Source organism: Formivibrio sp. oc-25 (assembly GCF_055810895.1).
In genome coordinates, this window is sequence record NZ_JBVVOL010000004.1 from 106,028 (window position 1) to 122,064 (window position 16,037).

A 16,037-nucleotide genomic window follows, 5' to 3' on the forward strand; every position below is an offset into this window, starting at 1 on the left:
TCAACCCTCGATCAGTCGGCGCGCGAGCCGTTCGATATATTCCTCGTCGGCGCCATTCGGATGAAAACGAAACACCAGATGCAGATATTCGTGCGCGAGCGTGATGCGCTCATCGAGCGTACGCCAGCCACGCGCGTGGATGCGCAAACGACGCTGGTCGGCATAAGGCTGACCAGCACGCAGTGAACAGATTTGTGGCGGTGTTTTTAGCAGCTCAAAGCCAGGTTCGCGTGCAAGTTGCTTCTGCCAGCGAGCGGTCATGGCATTCAACCAGGTTTCCGCAGCCGTCAGCCGGCGACATTCGCGCGAGCCATCAAGCGCGATCAGGCTGGCGCGCGGATAGGCCGCGCGCAAGATGTGCTCGAAGTGCCAGCCCGCTTGTGCCTGCACACGCGCATCCTGCCAGGAAAGACGGTTTTCACCGGCGCTGTCCCGGTGGTATTGCACCGGTACGCCATCGAGCACCAGCGCATCGGTAAACCAGGCTGCTGCCAGTGCCGTGCGATCCGGAGGATTCGGGCTGACGCGCTGGCTGCGGGTCGAATCGTCGATGCGCCAGCAACCGCCGGCGTATGCCGCGTTCTGTGTCAGGTAAGTCCGTGCGGCGATGGCGAGCGCGCTGGCCGCTTGTGGCATGGACGTGTCGCCTTCGCGTGCGATCACGCGGGCAATATATTCGTTCAGGCCAAAGCGGCCGGCGATGGTTGGCGAATCGCCTGTCTGCAAAAACAACTCCCCGCGCGGGTGGATGGTCAGATTGTTGCCATTGGCAAATTCCAGCCGGTAGGTACCCGTCATCCGACCGGCTCGTGCCGCTTCCTTGCCGTGCCAGACCGCACGCAATGGGTAACGCGCAAAGAAATCGACATCGACGCAGGTGGATTCCTGCGGCAACGCATCCGCCCGTGTTTCGGGCAAAGCAGATGCGATCTGGCCAGCCCACTGGCCTAATGCACTGCGGCTGGAGCCGGTTGCACCAAACCAGAACGGTGTGCCATCGACCAGCCAGCCCGCTGCGCCACCCAGCGCGCGCCCCGTTGCATCGTGCCAGGAGTAAGTCTTGTAGCGGATTCCCGTTCCCAGTGCCGGCCAGGCTTCGCGCCCATTGCCTTCCACCGCAGCGTGCAGGAGTGCGGTGCGTGCAGCCTCCCGCATGGCCGGGCTAAAAGCGCGCAGGCTTTGCAACAGCTCCGGCAACGGGATGGTGGTAGCCGGCTGCATCCTGCCAAGATCGCCCAGCCAGTCGGGCATCGCATGCCGCTGCCAGAACGTGCGCCAGTCGGTAGCGGAAACGCCTAGGCGCTGCGGAGAGAAATAGGGCGAACAAGAACGCGCCAGCGCCAGATCGCGCCCGACCGTTTCACCGGGCGCGCAACAATGCAAGTTTTCATCACCGGCCTTCATTGGGCGGGCAGGGCAGGTATATGCGTGCTCGCTGGCCTGTGTTTCCACCAGATAAGCGTAGGCATACAGCTTCCACAGGCTGCCGAGCGGTACGGTTTCCGGTTGGGGGGCGCTGGAGAGTGTGCGGGTCTGTACCTGGCCATCTGTCAGCCAGGCCAGTGTTGCAGCATGGCTGGCCAAGCTGCCCGCGAGCACCAGACTAGCGAACGATAAGCGCAGCACGCGGCTTGCTTTCATAGGCTTTGCGTTCGGGTTGATACATGCGGTAGTAGCGTGCCGGCGGCAAGGTGTAGCGGCCGGGCTGTGCCACGCGCAACAGGTGGCGATGAATCACGGTATCGCCGAGCAGTTCAACCGGTATCGCATAGCCGGTTGGTGTTTCTTCGGCTGTGGCGCGGGCCAGCGCTTCGTATTCACCGCGGCCCTCACGTACCAGCACACCCCAGGTGGTTGGCTCGACTGCCGCACCCGGCGGCAGGGGGATTTCGACGATGCCAAACCGCATCGGTGATTCGCCGGTCCGTTTCAGGGATACCTCGTCCAGATACAGTTCGTCGGTTTTGAGCGGGGTGCCGGGGTCAGCCTTCTGCAGACGGAAACGCATGCTACCCTGCGCGGCGGATGATTCTTCCTCGCCCTTCGGGGCGGTTTCTTTTACCAGCCGATACAGCGTGCGCTGCAAGGCAACCGGCAGTTTGCCTTCTTCGGCTTCCCGGCTTTCGTAGTGCAACACGGCATTCAGGCCCGGCTTGGGCGTACCTGCGAGCTTGAGCGAGCTTGGCAGGCTGCCGGCAGGCCAGCGATATACCGGCTGGCCCGTGCTGCTGAAGCGCGGGAACCACGGTGCGGCCAGTGCAGGCTGTGCGGCCTGACGCTGCAGGGCCGGGCTGCCGCCCAGCGCGCGATGGCTCCAGAGCAAAACCAGCGATCGGTCGATGGTCGGCGCGTCGGCGCGAATTTTTTCCAGGATGGCAGCCGTGTCGGTATTCGGACGGTGACCGGCGAGCATCAGCAATGCATCGGCCAGCGGTGTGCCTGCCTGCGCGACGATCGGCGTTGCGGCCTGTACTGCCTGTGTTACCCGTGGAGCGAGTTTGCCGCCGGACTGTTGCACCACGTAGGCCCCCAGCAGCAGGCCCATCACGGGCTGTAGTCCGGAGTCGTCCGGCGCCATGACCAGGCTGCTGGCATGGCTGGTCCGCGCCGGTTTGCCGCCAGGCTTGAATCCGACAGCCTGTTCGGTCAGTGCTTCAGCCAGCGAGCGTACCGGCAAGCCCATTTCATGCATCCAGTACAACATCAGCGCGCGTTGCCAGACCAGGCGTTTCTGACCGTCCTGACGATAAATCTCCAGCAGACGATCGAAGTGGCCGGCCGGCATTTTCATGCCCAACGCACGGCTGGCATGCCAGTCGGCATAGTAGGCATAAGCCGTCACAAAGGCATCGCCATCTTCTTCCGGTACGGACCACCAACCGAAGGTGGCATTGGGCCCGGCCATTTGCGCCAGCCGGAAGCGGTAGCCATTGAGCTTCTGGCGCAGCGGTGCAGCCAAGCGTTCATCGGCCGGCTGCAAGGCGCTCAGCGCCAGACTGTAGGGAATCAGCCGGCTCGCGGTCTGCTCGGCGCAGCCATAGGGATACTCGATCAGATCGTCGATCAGCCGGCGCAATTGCAGATTGGCGCTATCCGAGAGTTGTACGCGTATCTGGCGGGCATCGGCCGGCAATTTGATCGGCGTCTCGGCAGCGCTCAGCGCGATATTCTGCACAAACAGGCCAAACCAGCCATTGGGAGCCAGCGTCAATGGTACGGCGAGTGCATCAACCTGCTTGCCGCCAACGGCCAGCGCAATTCCCAATCGTGGCTGCTTGGCGCCACCATCGAAAGGTAGTGCGACAAAGTTGGCACCTGGCTTGAGCAGAATATTGTCGATCTTTTTTTCGATGGCGCCGGTCACGGTCAGCTCGGCCTGCGCATCCTTGCCGGTCTGGTTGAAAATCGCCACGCTGGCCACCGGCTGGTCTGCCGAGCGCAACCAGTTCGGGCTGGTCCACTTGGCGTAAAAATCCTTGTCCGAGCGCACATAAGCGAGCGATTGGCCAACTTCCCCGCCTGGCGCGGCCGCACGCACGGTCACACGCCAGCGCGTCAGCGAATCGGGCATGGTGAAGGACACGCTCGCACGTCCCTGTGCGTCGGTGCGTACTTCCGGTTGCCAGAAAGCGGTGTCTTTTTCTTCACGGCGCGGGCGCTCCAGCAGCTTGATCGCGCGTTGCGGCGTTTGTCCGCGTGCCGGTATTGCCGCTTGCAGGGGCGGTGCGGCCAGATCGTAGCCGATGAAATTCAGACTGGCCGACGTGCGCACATTGTTGCGACGCGGGTGGTAGAAGAAATCGAAAATATCCGGCGCAATTTCGGGTTGCAGCACATACACCATCTCGTCGACCACCCCGACTGCCAAGGTCGCACCGGCTGCGGGCTTGCCGCCGAGCATCGCGCTCAGATCAAGCGTGACTTTCTCGCCGGGCGCATACACCGCCTTGTCGGCGCGCACGCCGACCTCCACGCGCGGCAAGGCGACTTTCAGCCCCAGATTCTGGAAGGCATATTCGCCGCCCCGCACGAAGGTGGTCGAGAGCGTCACATTCGGTGCGTAAGTGGTTTCAACCGGCATTTCGATGCGCCATTGCTGCGGCGAAATCCGTTTCGATCTGATCCAGCCGCTGGCGCTACCCAGCAGCGCTGTTTTTTCGACACGATCGCGTTCCAGCGTCAGCAAGGCTTCGTCGACCGGCTGCGGGAAAGTGATCAGCGCGCTCGCGGTTTCCCCGGGGCGGTATTCGGTCTTGTCGAACACCATCAGGATCGAGCCTTCCGGCGCTTTGACGCCCGCGCCGCTGACATGGTGCGAAGCTGCGCCGACCAGATTGCCGGCGGTATCGCGCAGATTGATCGTGTAAGTGCCCGGCTCGGCAAAGCTCAATTCCAAACGGTCGGTAGCAGCCAGCTTGCCGCTGGCGCGCTGGCGGCTTTCGAGTTTCACCCAGTCCCAGCTCGCCGGTGCTTCGCCTGTGCCTTGTGCGCCAATCGCAAAAACCACGCGCTCACCGATTGCCGAGAATGCTTTGGGTGCGCGCAGGCTATAAGTGCTTGCCCCGCGTTCGATCAGTATTTCCCTGGTGGCACGCACGCGGTAGGCCGCGCCGTCGGTGGCGAGCACCGACACCACATAGCGGCTGGGTTCGCTTGCCGCCGGCAGCTTGAATTGCACCAGCCCCTTGGCGTCGGTGGTGAATTCCTCGGTATCGAGCTTGACCGGGAACTGGCCGGCATAAGTCAGATCGCCGCCGACCATGGACAGTTGCTGGGCGCGTACGGTCATTTCCACGCGGGCATTGGCTACCGGCTTGCCGTCCGGATAAGTCAGCTGCAGACGGCCTGTCACTGCTTCGCGCGTCTTGAAATCCTTTTTGGCAGGCTGTATACCGATTTCAAAATGCGGCTTCTGGTACTGTGCGACGCGGAACGCCGCGCCATAGCTTTCGCCCTTGTAGGCAAAGCGCAATTCGTAGCCGCCGGCCACGGCGTTGTCGGGCAGGGTGAAACTGGCGGCGCCGCCCGTTTGCGGCTGGACCGGTACGGTCTGTTTGGCTACCGGGAATCCGCCGGCATCAAAGACTTCCAGTTCGAGCGTGCCGGCTTCGATGGCTTTTGAATCACGCGCATTCAGAAACGTGCGGCCATGGAATTTCACGAAGACGGTGTCGCCCGGGCGATAGAGCGGCCGATCGGTTATGGCGTAGAACTTGGTGTTGTAGATTTCGCTGTCGTAGTAGAAGTTTTCTGCCACAAAAACACCGCCGCGCGCATCTTCCCCGTAGACATAGGATTTTTCCGGTGTACCGCGCTTGAAGGTGGCTATGCCGCTGCCATCGGTGGTGGCGTTGCCGAGCACGCCCACGCCATCGCTCCAGACCACACGCGCATCGGCCACCGGCTTGCCGTTTTCCCGGTGAGCAAGCCATACCAGCATCTGCTCGCCCGATACCTTGGTCACGGCAATCGAATCGGAAACAAAAACCGGGATGACGGCGCGATAGTCACCAGACATGGCCTCGACCAGGTACAGACCCGGTTCGAGTTTGCCGAGCGGAATCTGCACATTGCCTGTACGCGCTTCGATGAAATTGCTGCTGCTGCCGTCCAGTTTCACGCCTTTGGGCGGCTGGATCGGTTTGGCGATCTCAACCGGATACCGGAAGCTGTCGACCAGTGTGTGATTTTTTAGCGGCTGATAGCGCGGATTGAGCGCCACCGGCGGCGCGATGTGTTGCAAAGGATGCGTGCGTACTTCGGCGGATTGTGCAGTGACCGCATTGCGTGCCTCGCTGGAAAAAACCGTGCGCCAGTAGCGTCGTGACATGATCCACCAGTGATCCCATGTGTCCGCCAGCACATTGGCCAGGCCCTCGCCGGTGTAGTTGCCGCGCACCGTGACCCGGTGCAGATTTTTCTGCGCCTTCAGGAATTCGAGTGGCATTCTCACGCGATAGACATAGACATCAACGCCGCCGTATTCGGCAATTGCCCCGAGATTCCCGGCTTCCAGCCGCACCTGCGCCGGTTCTGCGGAGCCATGTGTCGTATCGCTCAGCAAAAAGAAGGCTGATCCCTGGAGGGGTTGATCGGCATGGGCCGGAAGGATCAGGCACAGGCACAACAGAAATATCCGGAAAATTGTTTTCATCGGCATGCTCAGGCAGAAAGAAAGTTCAGGCGATAGATGCCCGCAAAATTGGGATTGGCCATATCCGGCCGCCAGCGCGTATCGCGCCAGCTCATGAGATCGCGCAGCGCCACCGCGCGCAGGCCATGGTCGGTGGGTGTGCTGCTGCCACTGTGGTAGGCGATGTAGCTGCCCATCCAGACCATCAGGTGCTGAGCATCCCCTTGGTCGAAAAAGAGCAGGTCGCCGGGCTGGGCCAGATTGCAGTCCTGACCGCGAAACGCGGTGTTTTCCTGCACCATCTCCAGCGCGCTGACATAGCTGCCGCGTGAGCCGTCGGCGCGCCGCCAGTTATGCCGCAGGCTTTGTTGCGCGGGGGAGAGATCCAGCTCGGGTGGCACCGCTTGCGCCAACAGGCCGTTGGCTTTTTTCCAGGCAGCATCGTGTTCGCGCAGCGCTTCTGCTGCGGCAAAACGCACCAGACCCACGCAATCGCGTTGCGCCCAGCGTGGTGTGGGGCCAGATTGGAATTGGGCGGTGACGATACGGGTAAACCAGGCCCGGAAAATGCGCGATTGCGTTGGCGTCAGCCGCACGGGTTCGCTGGCGGGCAAACCGGGCGCGATGCCGAGCGCCAGCGCCCCCAGTATGAATTCACGCCGCTTCATTGCGCTTGCCATGCCAGAGCCTGCCAGCCCCGTCCTTGCGCTGGGAGCAGCAGTCGCTGTGGCGGATAACTGGCCAGCGAGCGCAGCTTGGGTGGCAAATGCGTTTGCACCACGGCAAGCCGGTCGGCATCGCGCTTGAAAATGTCGGTGATTTCGCGACCGGCCATGGTCGAGATTGCGCGCGGTGTCATCAATGCCAGCAGGGCATCCGAAGCAGGCAACTGATCGGTAACATTCGGATGCGTGCGCGCCATGGTGTCGAGCGTTTTTTTCACCAGTTCGCCATCAGGTGAAAACACCACTGCATCACCGCGCGCTGCCAGCATCGCGTTGTCGTGTTGCCAGATTCTGGCCGGGCCGCGCGTACCGCCCTTTTTCGCCTTGATGGCCCAGGTCGCCAAGACTTGCAGTGCCTCATCCCGGCGCGGGGTGCTTTGGGGCAGGCGCGCAATAAAGAGCGGTGAATACAGGCGTGATTCGGCATACCAGCAGGCCAGCCCGGCGCCTTCGAGCGCAGCCAGAACGCTGGTGTCGGGCAATTTCGGTCCAGACTCGGCCTCGCGAATCACCCGTGCCACACCCGCCCAATCCACGGGTACCGCCATGCAGGCGGCCGGATTGGCCGGTGCGTTTTGCCACAGTGCCAGATTGCCGGCCGGCAGCGTCTTGCCCTCGTCCAGCCACAGCGAAGTCGACCAGGTTTGCGTGTAATCGAAACGCAACCCCTTGAAGCCTTTGACAAAATCACCATAACCCAGTGCCAGCGCACGCTTGCCGATCGCCAGCGTATGCGTGGCCTTGCCATCGAGTGCAAACGTGCTGGAGAGCGCGCCATCCTGTTCCAGCCAGCGCCGTACGGCGGTGACCGCAGTCGGATCGGGCTTGTTCCCGGCATCGAAAAGCAAACCGGGATCGGACAGCAGCACCAGCCTTTCGCCCTGGCCCAGCAAGAGGAAGGTGCGGCGCGGATTGATTTCGAGCGCAAACACCTTGAGCGGCTCCCCGCCCGCATTGATTTCCCCGGCGAGCTTGAGCTGCTTGTCCTTGAGTGCGATCAGCGCGGCCTGTTGCAGGAGCCGGTTGATGAAATTGCGGCGAATCACGACAGCGTAATGGCGCAGGGCGCCGCGACCATCGCGCCAGAATGCCAGTTCGGCCGGCTCATCAAGTACGCTTGCCAGCAGGCGATCGCCCAGTTCCGGATCATGCTCATAGGCCATGCGCTTGAGCGCGCCCTGGATGCCCAGCCGGTCTTCGTGCTGTTCGTAATAGAAGGCGAGGTCTTCGGTCAGTACATCGCGCGCCATGGGCGCCTTGAGCACATCGCGTGGCAGGCGCGCCAGACTGGCCGTGCGGATCACGGCATCGGGCCGGCCTGGATCAACTTTCAGCCGGGTGCCGGCGAAGTGGAATTCCTTCCAGTTGCCGGCACGCTGATAGCCGACTGCGCCAAACGCCATCGAAATGCAGAAAAGACCCAAGACCCACAAAGGAATGCGCCGCATAGGAGCTCGCGAAAAAAATTTCGCAGATGATACGCATTGCTTTTGATGTTTGAAAGAAATTGTTATGAAAACAATTTATCAAACAACAGAGCCTAGCATTTGCGAGATTTTCTGGGTCGTGCACGCATCCTTCGTGTGGTTTATCTGGCGAAGCCGGAAATCCGGCAGATTGCCATCAGGGCATGAACTGGCCACCGTTGATATCGAGAATCTGGCCGGTGATATAGCCGCTGCAGGCATGCGAGGCAAAGAACAGGAAGGCCGGCGCCATTTCCTCGGCCGTACCGAAACGCCCCATCGGAATGCCGCTGCTGATGCGTGCGCGCACGTCATCATTTTTGTCGGCGTGGAAGGCGGTATCGACCGTGCCGGGCGAGACCACGTTGAAGCGGATGCCATCTTGCGTGTGATAGCTGACCCAGTTTTTCTGGATGTTGTGCAGCGCGGCCTTGCCCACGCCGTAAAGCCCGGCACCCGGCCCGCCGCCGGTATGGCCGGCGATCGAGCCGACACTGATCACGGAACTGGTTTGCCCGCTGGCCTGTGCCGATGCCTTCAGATGCGGCAGCGCATACTTGGTCAGCATCACGGCCGAGCGCACGTTGAGATCCATCACTGCGGCGAAGAATTCGTCGTCAATCTCGGCGAGCGGTTTGCGCGCAACCAGGCCCCCGGCATTGTTGATCAGCACGTCGATGCCGCCAAAGCGGGCAACGAAATCATTCACCAGTTTTTCGCATTCCGCCGTGACTGACAGATCGGCGGGGAAAAATTCCGCCTCCGCACCGGATGCGCGCATGTCGGCGAGCAGGGCGTCGAGACTATCCGGCGCCCGACGGCCATTGATACCTACTTTGGCCCCGCAACGGGCAAAAGCCTGCGCCGCAGCCAGGCCGATTCCCATGGTGGAGCCGGTAATCAGTACGCGCTTGCCTTGCAAATCGTTGAACATGTGTGTTTTCCTCATCGGATGGATCGACAGGGCACAAGCATAGCCTGAAATACCGTTGTGTACAGCCTTTGTTTTGGTTAGATATCTAACCAGTATGAGGTTTTTGATGAGATGGGAATTTTGACGGATACATCAGCCGAGACCGGGCACAAATGCTGTTTTCCACCGGTGGTCAATCCACAGGTGCGGATATTGCTGCTGGGAAGCCTGCCCGGCGAAGCTTCACTGGCGCAGGGGCAGTATTATGCCCATCGGCAAAACCAGTTCTGGAAGCTGATGGGCGCGATCCTCGGCGAGGATTTGCCGGCCATGGCCTACGAGGAGCGTCTGCAGACCTTGCTGCGGCACCGGATCGGTCTGTGGGACGTGGTGGCCGAGGCGCGGCGCGAGGGGAGCCTGGACAGCAATATCCGCGATTTGAGCGGCAACGATCTGGTTGGACTGGTGCAAAGCCTGCCGCAGCTGGAGGCGATTGCTTTCAATGGCGCGACAGCGGCAAGAATCGGCTTGAAACAGCTGGGCGGTCTGGCGGATCGCTATCGCGTCATCCGCTTGCCCTCGTCCAGCCCGGCCTTTACCCAATCCTTTGCCGACAAGCTGGTGGTGTGGCGGGTACTTGCCGAGACGTAATGCAGCTCAGCCGAGTTTGGACATCAAATTGGCCAGCATGGCGCGGCCTTCCTTCTTACTGATCGCCGGTTCCACCTTGTCGCCGGCAAGCCGGCCACTCACGCGGATTTCCTCGGGTGGCAATTCCTTCAGGAAGCGGCTGGGTTCGACGATCTGCCACTCACCGGCGCGGCGGCGCTTGCCGCAGTAGGTGATGGTGAGGCTGCGCTGCGCGCGCGTGATGCCGACATACATCAGGCGGCGTTCTTCCTCGACCATGCCGTTTTCCATTGATTCGCGGTGCGGCAGGATTTCCTCCTCGCAGCCAATCAGGAATACATGCGGGTATTCCAGGCCTTTCGATGCATGCAGCGTCGAAAGTTTCACCGCATCGACCTCTTCCTCATCGCGCCCTTCGAGCAGGGTGATGAGCGCGATGGTCTGGCTGATCTCGATCAGGTTCTTGCCGTCGGCTTCGCCTTTTTTGCTGATCCAGCTCACCAGTTCCTGCACGTTTTTCCACTTGGTTTCGGCCGGCTTGGGTTCGTCGTTGTCATACAGCCAGGTTTCGAAATCGATGCGGGCAAGGATTTCGCGCAGGAGCGTCCCGGCATCTTCGCGCGGGGCGCGCTGCTGCATGGCATTGATGAAGTCGCAGAACTCGCGCAGCGGCGCGTACTGTTGTGGCTGGACCTGGCCATGGAAATCGGCTTCATACACGGCGGCGAACAGCGATACATGCAATTGGGCGGCGCAGGCGCCGAGACGCTCCAGCGTGGTATTGCCGACGCCGCGCTTGGGCGTGGTGACGGCACGGATGAAGGCGGGATCGTCATCCTCGTTGGCGATCAGGCGCAGATAGGCCAGCACATCCTTGATCTCGGCCTTGTCGAAGAAAGACTGGCCGCCCGAGATCATGTAGGGAATGTGGCTCGCGCGCAGTTGCTGTTCGATGATGCGTGCCTGGTGATTGCCACGGTACAGGATCGCGTAATCGGCAAAGCGCGTGTTGGCCTCGAACTTGTGCGCCTGCAGCTTCATTGCAAGCAGTTCGGCCTCGTGCTCCTCGCTCTTGCATTCGATGATCTGGACCGGATCGCCGATACCAAGGTCGGACCACAGTTTTTTCTCGAACAGTTTCGGGTTGTTGGCAATCACCGCATTGGCGCATTTCAGGATGCGTGCCACCGAGCGGTAATTCTGTTCCAGCTTGATTACATGCAGCTTGGGGAAATCCGTTTGCAGTTGCTTGAGGTTTTCCATATTGGCGCCGCGCCAGGCATAGATCGACTGATCGTCATCGCCCACCGCCGTGAACATGCCTTTTTCGCCAGTCAGCTGCCGCACCAGTTCATACTGGGTGGTGTTGGTATCCTGGCATTCATCGATCAACAGGTAACGCAGGCGCTGCTGCCATTTGTGCAACACCTCTGCGTTGGATTCGAACAGATCGACAGTCAGGCGGATCAGGTCGTCAAAATCCACTGCCTGATAGGCAAACAGCGTGTCCTGATAGGCGCGATAAAGCCGCGCCAGTTGCAGTTCGCCTTCGGAATCTGCCATGCGCAGCGCCTTGTCCGGCGAGACACGATCGTTCTTGAGCAGTGAAATGCGCGAGAGTGCGCTGCGGATCGCCTGTTTGTCGGTGGTAGCCAACTGGTCGGACACGATTTTCCAGCAATCAGCCGAATCCAGGATCGAGAATTTCGGTTTATAACCGAGGTGTGGAGCCTCTTCGCGCAGGATGCGCAGACCCAGCGAGTGAAAGGTGGAAACGGTCAGGCCCTTGAGACGCTCGGCCGGCAGCAGCGTGCCGACCCGCTCGTTCATCTCGCGCGCGGCCTTGTTGGTGAAGGTGATTGCCGCGATATTGTGCGCGCTGAACCCCGCCCGCTCGATCATGTAGGCGATTTTTTGCGTGATCACGCGGGTCTTGCCCGAACCGGCACCGGCCAGAACCAGGCAGGGGCCATCGAGGTATTGTACAGCGGCGCGTTGTGGGGGATTGAGCAGGTGCAGCATCGGATATTCATTTGCAAAACAGCGCGCGATTCTAACATGCGGGAAAGACGCAAGTTTTCTCCCATGCCAAGCGGCATGGTATATAAGCATCTATTCATACTTTGACGGCGTGCGATCATGCCCAGACCGAAACTCGTTCCTGTTGCAGCAGAAGAAGTCCGGCTTGGCAGCGCGCTGCCTTATCCCTTGCTCGATGCGCTGGGCACCTTGTTGCTGGCGCCGGGAGATGTGCTGCACACCGAGCAGCAAGCGTCTGCCTTGCAGGCCATCGAGCTCTACACCGTTGCCGATTGGTGTTTGATTGCGCCCCAGTTGCGCGATGCTGCACGCTTGTCCCGGGAAGACGCAGCCTATTCCCGCATGCCCATGGATTTCGCCGCACTGCAGCTGCCGCCAGGCAACTTGCTGTACCTGCGCCGGCTGGATATGGCATCACCGGCGTTGATTCCGGCCAGGCTGCAGGCTTGGCAGGATGGGCTGGATTTGCCGCTGGAGATCGTGCCCGACCATGCAACGACCCAAGCGCTGCAGCAAGGGGAAATAGTCGAAATCCGCCTGTTGGCCGACAAGCACCATGTCGTGTCGTTCAATAGCGTTGTGCGGATGGCGCCGCAGGATTGCGAATGCGGGATGGCGCTGGCGTATCCGGAGCAGGTTACAGTCAGGCAATTGCGCCGCAGCCTGCGGGTGGGGGTGAATATCCCGATACGGCTCAGGCGAGCCAATGGCAGCGAATCGTTCGATGGCTATATGGTCAATCTGGGCACGGAAGGTTGCCAGATTGAAATGCCGCAATGGATTGCCGACAAGGGGGATACGCTGGTGTTGAATCTGGTACCGGACGAGGCCGATGTCAGATGCTTGCCGCAAGTGGTGCAGGGCGTGGTGCGCAATCTGCACCTGTTGGGTGGGGATCTGCCGCTGGTGCAGTTGGGTCTGCAGTTTAGCGGGCTGGAAGAAACCGCGCGGCTGGAAATCGAGTGCTACATTTTCCAGGCGCTGAGTGAAGCCTGATCCGGCAATGCCGGTTCAGGCTCTAACTTCACCCGATCACAAGGCGGCAATCACGCTCATTTCCACCTTGTAACGCGAATCGGCGAGCTTGGCTTCCACCGTGGCGCGCGCAGGCGTGTGGCCGTGCGGTGCCCAGGCTGACCATGCCTGATTCATCGCATCGTAATCATCCATGCTGGTCAGATAGATGGTCACCGACAGGATGCGCGTCTTGTCCGAACCCACTTCGGCCAGCAGACGATCAATTGCGGCCAGGACCTGGGTGGTCTGGTCGCCGGCATCGCTGTCGAGCACATCGGCGACCTGGCCGGCCAGATAGACTGTATTGTTGTGAACCACGATTTCGGACAGGCGCGGTCCGACATGGTAACGCTGGATGGTTGACATGCTGTTGCTCCTTTAACGGTTAACCGGAAATGGTTTGCGGGGAAACGGGCGGATTGCCGAACACGCGCAGTTCGCGCTGCGGGTAGGGAATACTGATACCGTGCTGGTTGAAGATTTCCCAGATTTGCAAATTCACCGATGAGCGTACCGGCAGCTGACCGTTTTCCGGATCCTTGATCCATACGCCCAGTTCAAGATCGATACCGCTTTCCCCGAAGTTCTTCACAAATGCCATGGGTGCCGGATTGTCGACCACGCGCGGTTCGATGCGGGCGGCCTCTTCCAGCAGTTTTCTGGCCAGGTTCAGGTCGGTGCCATAGGCCACCTGAATGGGCAGGGCAATGCGGATCAGCCGGTCGGTATAGGACAGGTTGACCACGGTCGAGGTAATCATCGCCTCGTTGGGGATCAGCGCTTCGGTGCCATCGCCGCCCTTGAGCACGATATAGCGCGAAGTCAGTTGCGTGATGATGCCGAGCCGGTTGTCGATCTGCACCATGTCGCCGATCTTGATCGAGCGATCCATCAGGATGATGAAGCCCGAAACATAGTTGGAAGCAATCTTCTGCAGGCCGAAACCCAGGCCCACGCCCAGCGCGCCACCGAAGACCGACAGGACGGTCAGGTCGATGCCCACCAGCGGCAGTGCGATCAGAATTGCCAGCATGATGAGCAGTGCGCGCATCACCTTGATCACCATCACGCGCAAGCTCACATCCATGACCTCGGCCTGCATCAGGCGCCGCTCGATTTCCCGGCCGATCCATAGCGCAGCCAGTACGGTTGCGGCAACCGATGCCAGTGCCTGCAGGATGGTCAGCACCGATACCGTGCTTTTGCCGATATGCAGGCGAATGCCATCGAGCAATTGCCAGAATTCGGGCAGGATGCCGATCACGTGCAGCGCATAGGCCGACCAGATGGTGGCGGCAATGATGCGCTCGGAGCGACGCACCCATTCTGCGCCCTCGAATACCCGGCGCATCAGAAATACCAGCAAGCGGATGTTGACCATCGCCAGCAGCAGGATGTTGGCCAGTTTCACCAGCTTGAGCGAGGCCGCAAACCAGTGGCCCAGCAACCAGCCGCCCAGCCACACGCCGAGCATCCCGATCAGCGGAAAAACAATGCGTACAAACGCTTCGCGGCTCAGCTGTTCGCGTCGTTGCGGATCACTGGCCTCTGCCCGGCGCTGCACGGCCCGGCTCAGCAGCCAGGCCATGACGAGCACCGCGCCGATCAGGACAACCTGGGCCAGCATTTCGGTGCGCAACAATCCCTGCTGCAGCAGATCCTGATAAAACTCGGAGAGCAGGTTGTGCGCGTCGTTCATGCCGCTTCGCTCGCACGAATGCGGGACAGCGTGGCAGTGGTCGAGGTCTGGTGCAGGAACGGAACGGAATGCACCTTGCCACCCCAGCCCAGCACTTCACTGCTGCCGACGATATTTTCGATTGACCAGTCCCCGCCCTTCACCAGTACATCCGGGCGCACGGTCAGGATCAGGTCCAGCGGGGTATCGCTGTCGAACCAGGTCACCAGATCGACGCATGCCAGCGCCGCCATTACGGCAGCCCGTTCCGGCAACGCGTTGATCGGACGGTCATCACCCTTGCCTTGGCGGCGGACCGAGGCATCGGTGTTGAGTGCCACGACCATGGCGGCGCCCAGATCACGTGCCTGGGCCAGATAGGTGACATGGCCACGGTGCAGGATGTCGAAACAGCCGTTGGTGAATACCAGTGGGCGTGGCAATTGGCCAAGGCGCTCGGCCAGTTGTTCGGGAGGGCAGATCTTGTTTTCGAAATCGGGCAGGGGATAGCTTGTCATTGAATCACGCGCGGGTTGTGGAATAAAGGCGCCGCATGTGGGTGCTTCATGGGGCGCTCTGGTTTATGCTCTTCGATGATAGCAGACACAGCCAGAGGCAAAGCGGGGCAACATGACAGACTTTCAGCTTTTCATCATCGGCGACGAGATCCTTTCCGGACGCCGGCAGGACCAGCATTTCCCGGTGATGCTTGAAAAAATCAAGGCGCGTGGCCACCGCCTGGCCGGGGTGCGTTATCTGCCGGATGACCGGCCTGTGCTGATCGATGCCTTTCGTCAAACCCTGGCACGGCAGCAGATCGTGATTTCCTGTGGCGGCATTGGCGCCACGCCGGACGATCACACCCGGCAGGCCCTGGCCGAGGCGTTGGGCGTGCCACTGGAAATCCAGCCGCAGGCCAGGACCATCATCGAGGCACGCTTTGGCGACAAGGCCTACCCGCACCGCATCCGCCTGGCCGAATTTCCGCAAGGGGCGGAATTGGTGCCCAACCCGGTCAACCAGGTGGCAGGATGCAGCATCCGCGAACATTACCTGCTGCCCGGTTTCCCGGAAATGGCGTGGCCGATGGCGGACTGGCTGCTGGATCGCTACTACCCGGCCGGAATTGCCCCCAAGACCTTGTCGATCATCGTGCCCGAGGCACGGGAGGGTGAACTGATCGACCTGATGGAAGCATTGACGGCATGCTGGCCGCAGATCGCTTTTTCCAGCCTGCCCAGCTTCGGCAATGCACGCCATGCCGGGCTGCATATCGAATTCAGCGTGACCGGGCAGGAAAGCGAAGTACGCGAGGCCATGGGTTTTTTGCAGGAAGGGCTGCAACAGGCTGGTTTGGCATGGCAGGATTCTTCGATGTGAGGTTGTCGAAAAAATATTGAAAATCATTGTGTTATTGTGTTTTTTTTGGCCTGGG

Annotated in this window: 12 protein-coding genes; 3 read left to right on the forward strand and 9 right to left on the reverse strand. The window is 60.8% G+C overall.

What is annotated here, in order from left to right; all coding sequences use genetic code 11:
• From AC0KVQ_RS04025 to AC0KVQ_RS04045, 5 genes are all read right to left on the reverse strand, one after another.
• The gene (locus AC0KVQ_RS04025; protein WP_473419839.1) at window positions 1-1,641 is read right to left on the reverse strand and encodes a DUF2300 domain-containing protein; all 1,641 of its coding nucleotides are present in this window, start codon (window positions 1,639-1,641) and stop codon (window positions 1-3) included.
• On the reverse strand, window positions 1,604-6,154 hold the full coding sequence (locus AC0KVQ_RS04030; RefSeq protein WP_473419840.1) for an alpha-2-macroglobulin family protein: 4,551 nt from the start codon (window positions 6,152-6,154) through the stop codon (window positions 1,604-1,606). The genes AC0KVQ_RS04025 and AC0KVQ_RS04030 overlap by 38 nt, the downstream gene beginning before the upstream one ends.
• A gap of 8 nt (window positions 6,155-6,162) precedes the next feature.
• Window positions 6,163-6,813 carry a DUF1175 family protein gene (locus tag AC0KVQ_RS04035; protein ID WP_473419841.1) on the reverse strand — a complete coding sequence of 217 codons (651 nt, stop codon included), beginning with the start codon at window positions 6,811-6,813 and terminating at the stop codon, window positions 6,163-6,165.
• Window positions 6,798-8,306 (reverse strand): DUF2138 family protein, encoded by a 1,509-nt coding sequence (locus AC0KVQ_RS04040; RefSeq protein WP_473419842.1) that lies wholly within the window; start codon window positions 8,304-8,306, stop codon window positions 6,798-6,800. The genes AC0KVQ_RS04035 and AC0KVQ_RS04040 overlap by 16 nt, the downstream gene beginning before the upstream one ends.
• Before the next feature lie 175 nt (window positions 8,307-8,481).
• Complete coding sequence (locus tag AC0KVQ_RS04045; protein ID WP_473419843.1) at window positions 8,482-9,258, reverse strand: SDR family NAD(P)-dependent oxidoreductase; 777 nt, start codon at window positions 9,256-9,258, stop codon at window positions 8,482-8,484.
• A 111-nt stretch (window positions 9,259-9,369) separates the two neighbouring features.
• Here AC0KVQ_RS04045 and AC0KVQ_RS04050 point away from each other — a divergent pair, with 111 nt between their 5' ends.
• Window positions 9,370-9,888, forward strand: a complete 519-nt coding sequence (locus tag AC0KVQ_RS04050; protein ID WP_473419844.1) for a DNA-deoxyinosine glycosylase — start codon at window positions 9,370-9,372, stop codon at window positions 9,886-9,888.
• Window positions 9,889-9,894: 6 nt separating this feature from the next.
• Here AC0KVQ_RS04050 and AC0KVQ_RS04055 read toward each other — a convergent pair whose 3' ends face one another.
• Complete coding sequence (locus tag AC0KVQ_RS04055) at window positions 9,895-11,889, reverse strand: UvrD-helicase domain-containing protein (RefSeq protein ID WP_473419845.1); 1,995 nt, start codon at window positions 11,887-11,889, stop codon at window positions 9,895-9,897.
• A 117-nt stretch (window positions 11,890-12,006) separates the two neighbouring features.
• On the opposite strand from AC0KVQ_RS04055, the gene AC0KVQ_RS04060 reads away from it, so the two are divergent.
• Window positions 12,007-12,903, forward strand: a complete 897-nt coding sequence (locus tag AC0KVQ_RS04060; protein ID WP_473419846.1) for a flagellar brake protein — start codon at window positions 12,007-12,009, stop codon at window positions 12,901-12,903.
• 36 nt (window positions 12,904-12,939) lie between these two features.
• On the opposite strand, the gene AC0KVQ_RS04065 is transcribed toward AC0KVQ_RS04060, so the two are convergent.
• Genes AC0KVQ_RS04065 through rfaE2 form a run of 3 tightly spaced genes read right to left on the reverse strand, consistent with a single transcriptional unit; the run spans window position 12,940 to window position 15,120 of the window.
• Entirely contained in the window at window positions 12,940-13,290 is a 351-nt protein-coding gene (locus AC0KVQ_RS04065) for a RidA family protein (RefSeq protein WP_473419847.1), read from the reverse strand.
• 19 nt (window positions 13,291-13,309) lie between these two features.
• Window positions 13,310-14,623, reverse strand: a complete 1,314-nt coding sequence (locus tag AC0KVQ_RS04070; protein WP_473419848.1) for a mechanosensitive ion channel family protein — start codon at window positions 14,621-14,623, stop codon at window positions 13,310-13,312.
• Window positions 14,620-15,120, reverse strand: coding sequence for a D-glycero-beta-D-manno-heptose 1-phosphate adenylyltransferase (rfaE2, locus tag AC0KVQ_RS04075; RefSeq protein ID WP_473419849.1), 501 nt, complete (start codon window positions 15,118-15,120; stop codon window positions 14,620-14,622). The genes AC0KVQ_RS04070 and rfaE2 overlap by 4 nt, the downstream gene beginning before the upstream one ends.
• 112 nt (window positions 15,121-15,232) lie before the next feature.
• On the opposite strand from rfaE2, the gene AC0KVQ_RS04080 reads away from it, so the two are divergent.
• Window positions 15,233-15,982, forward strand: coding sequence for a competence/damage-inducible protein A (locus AC0KVQ_RS04080; protein ID WP_473419850.1), 750 nt, complete (start codon window positions 15,233-15,235; stop codon window positions 15,980-15,982).
• Window positions 15,983-16,037: the final 55 nt, after the last annotated feature.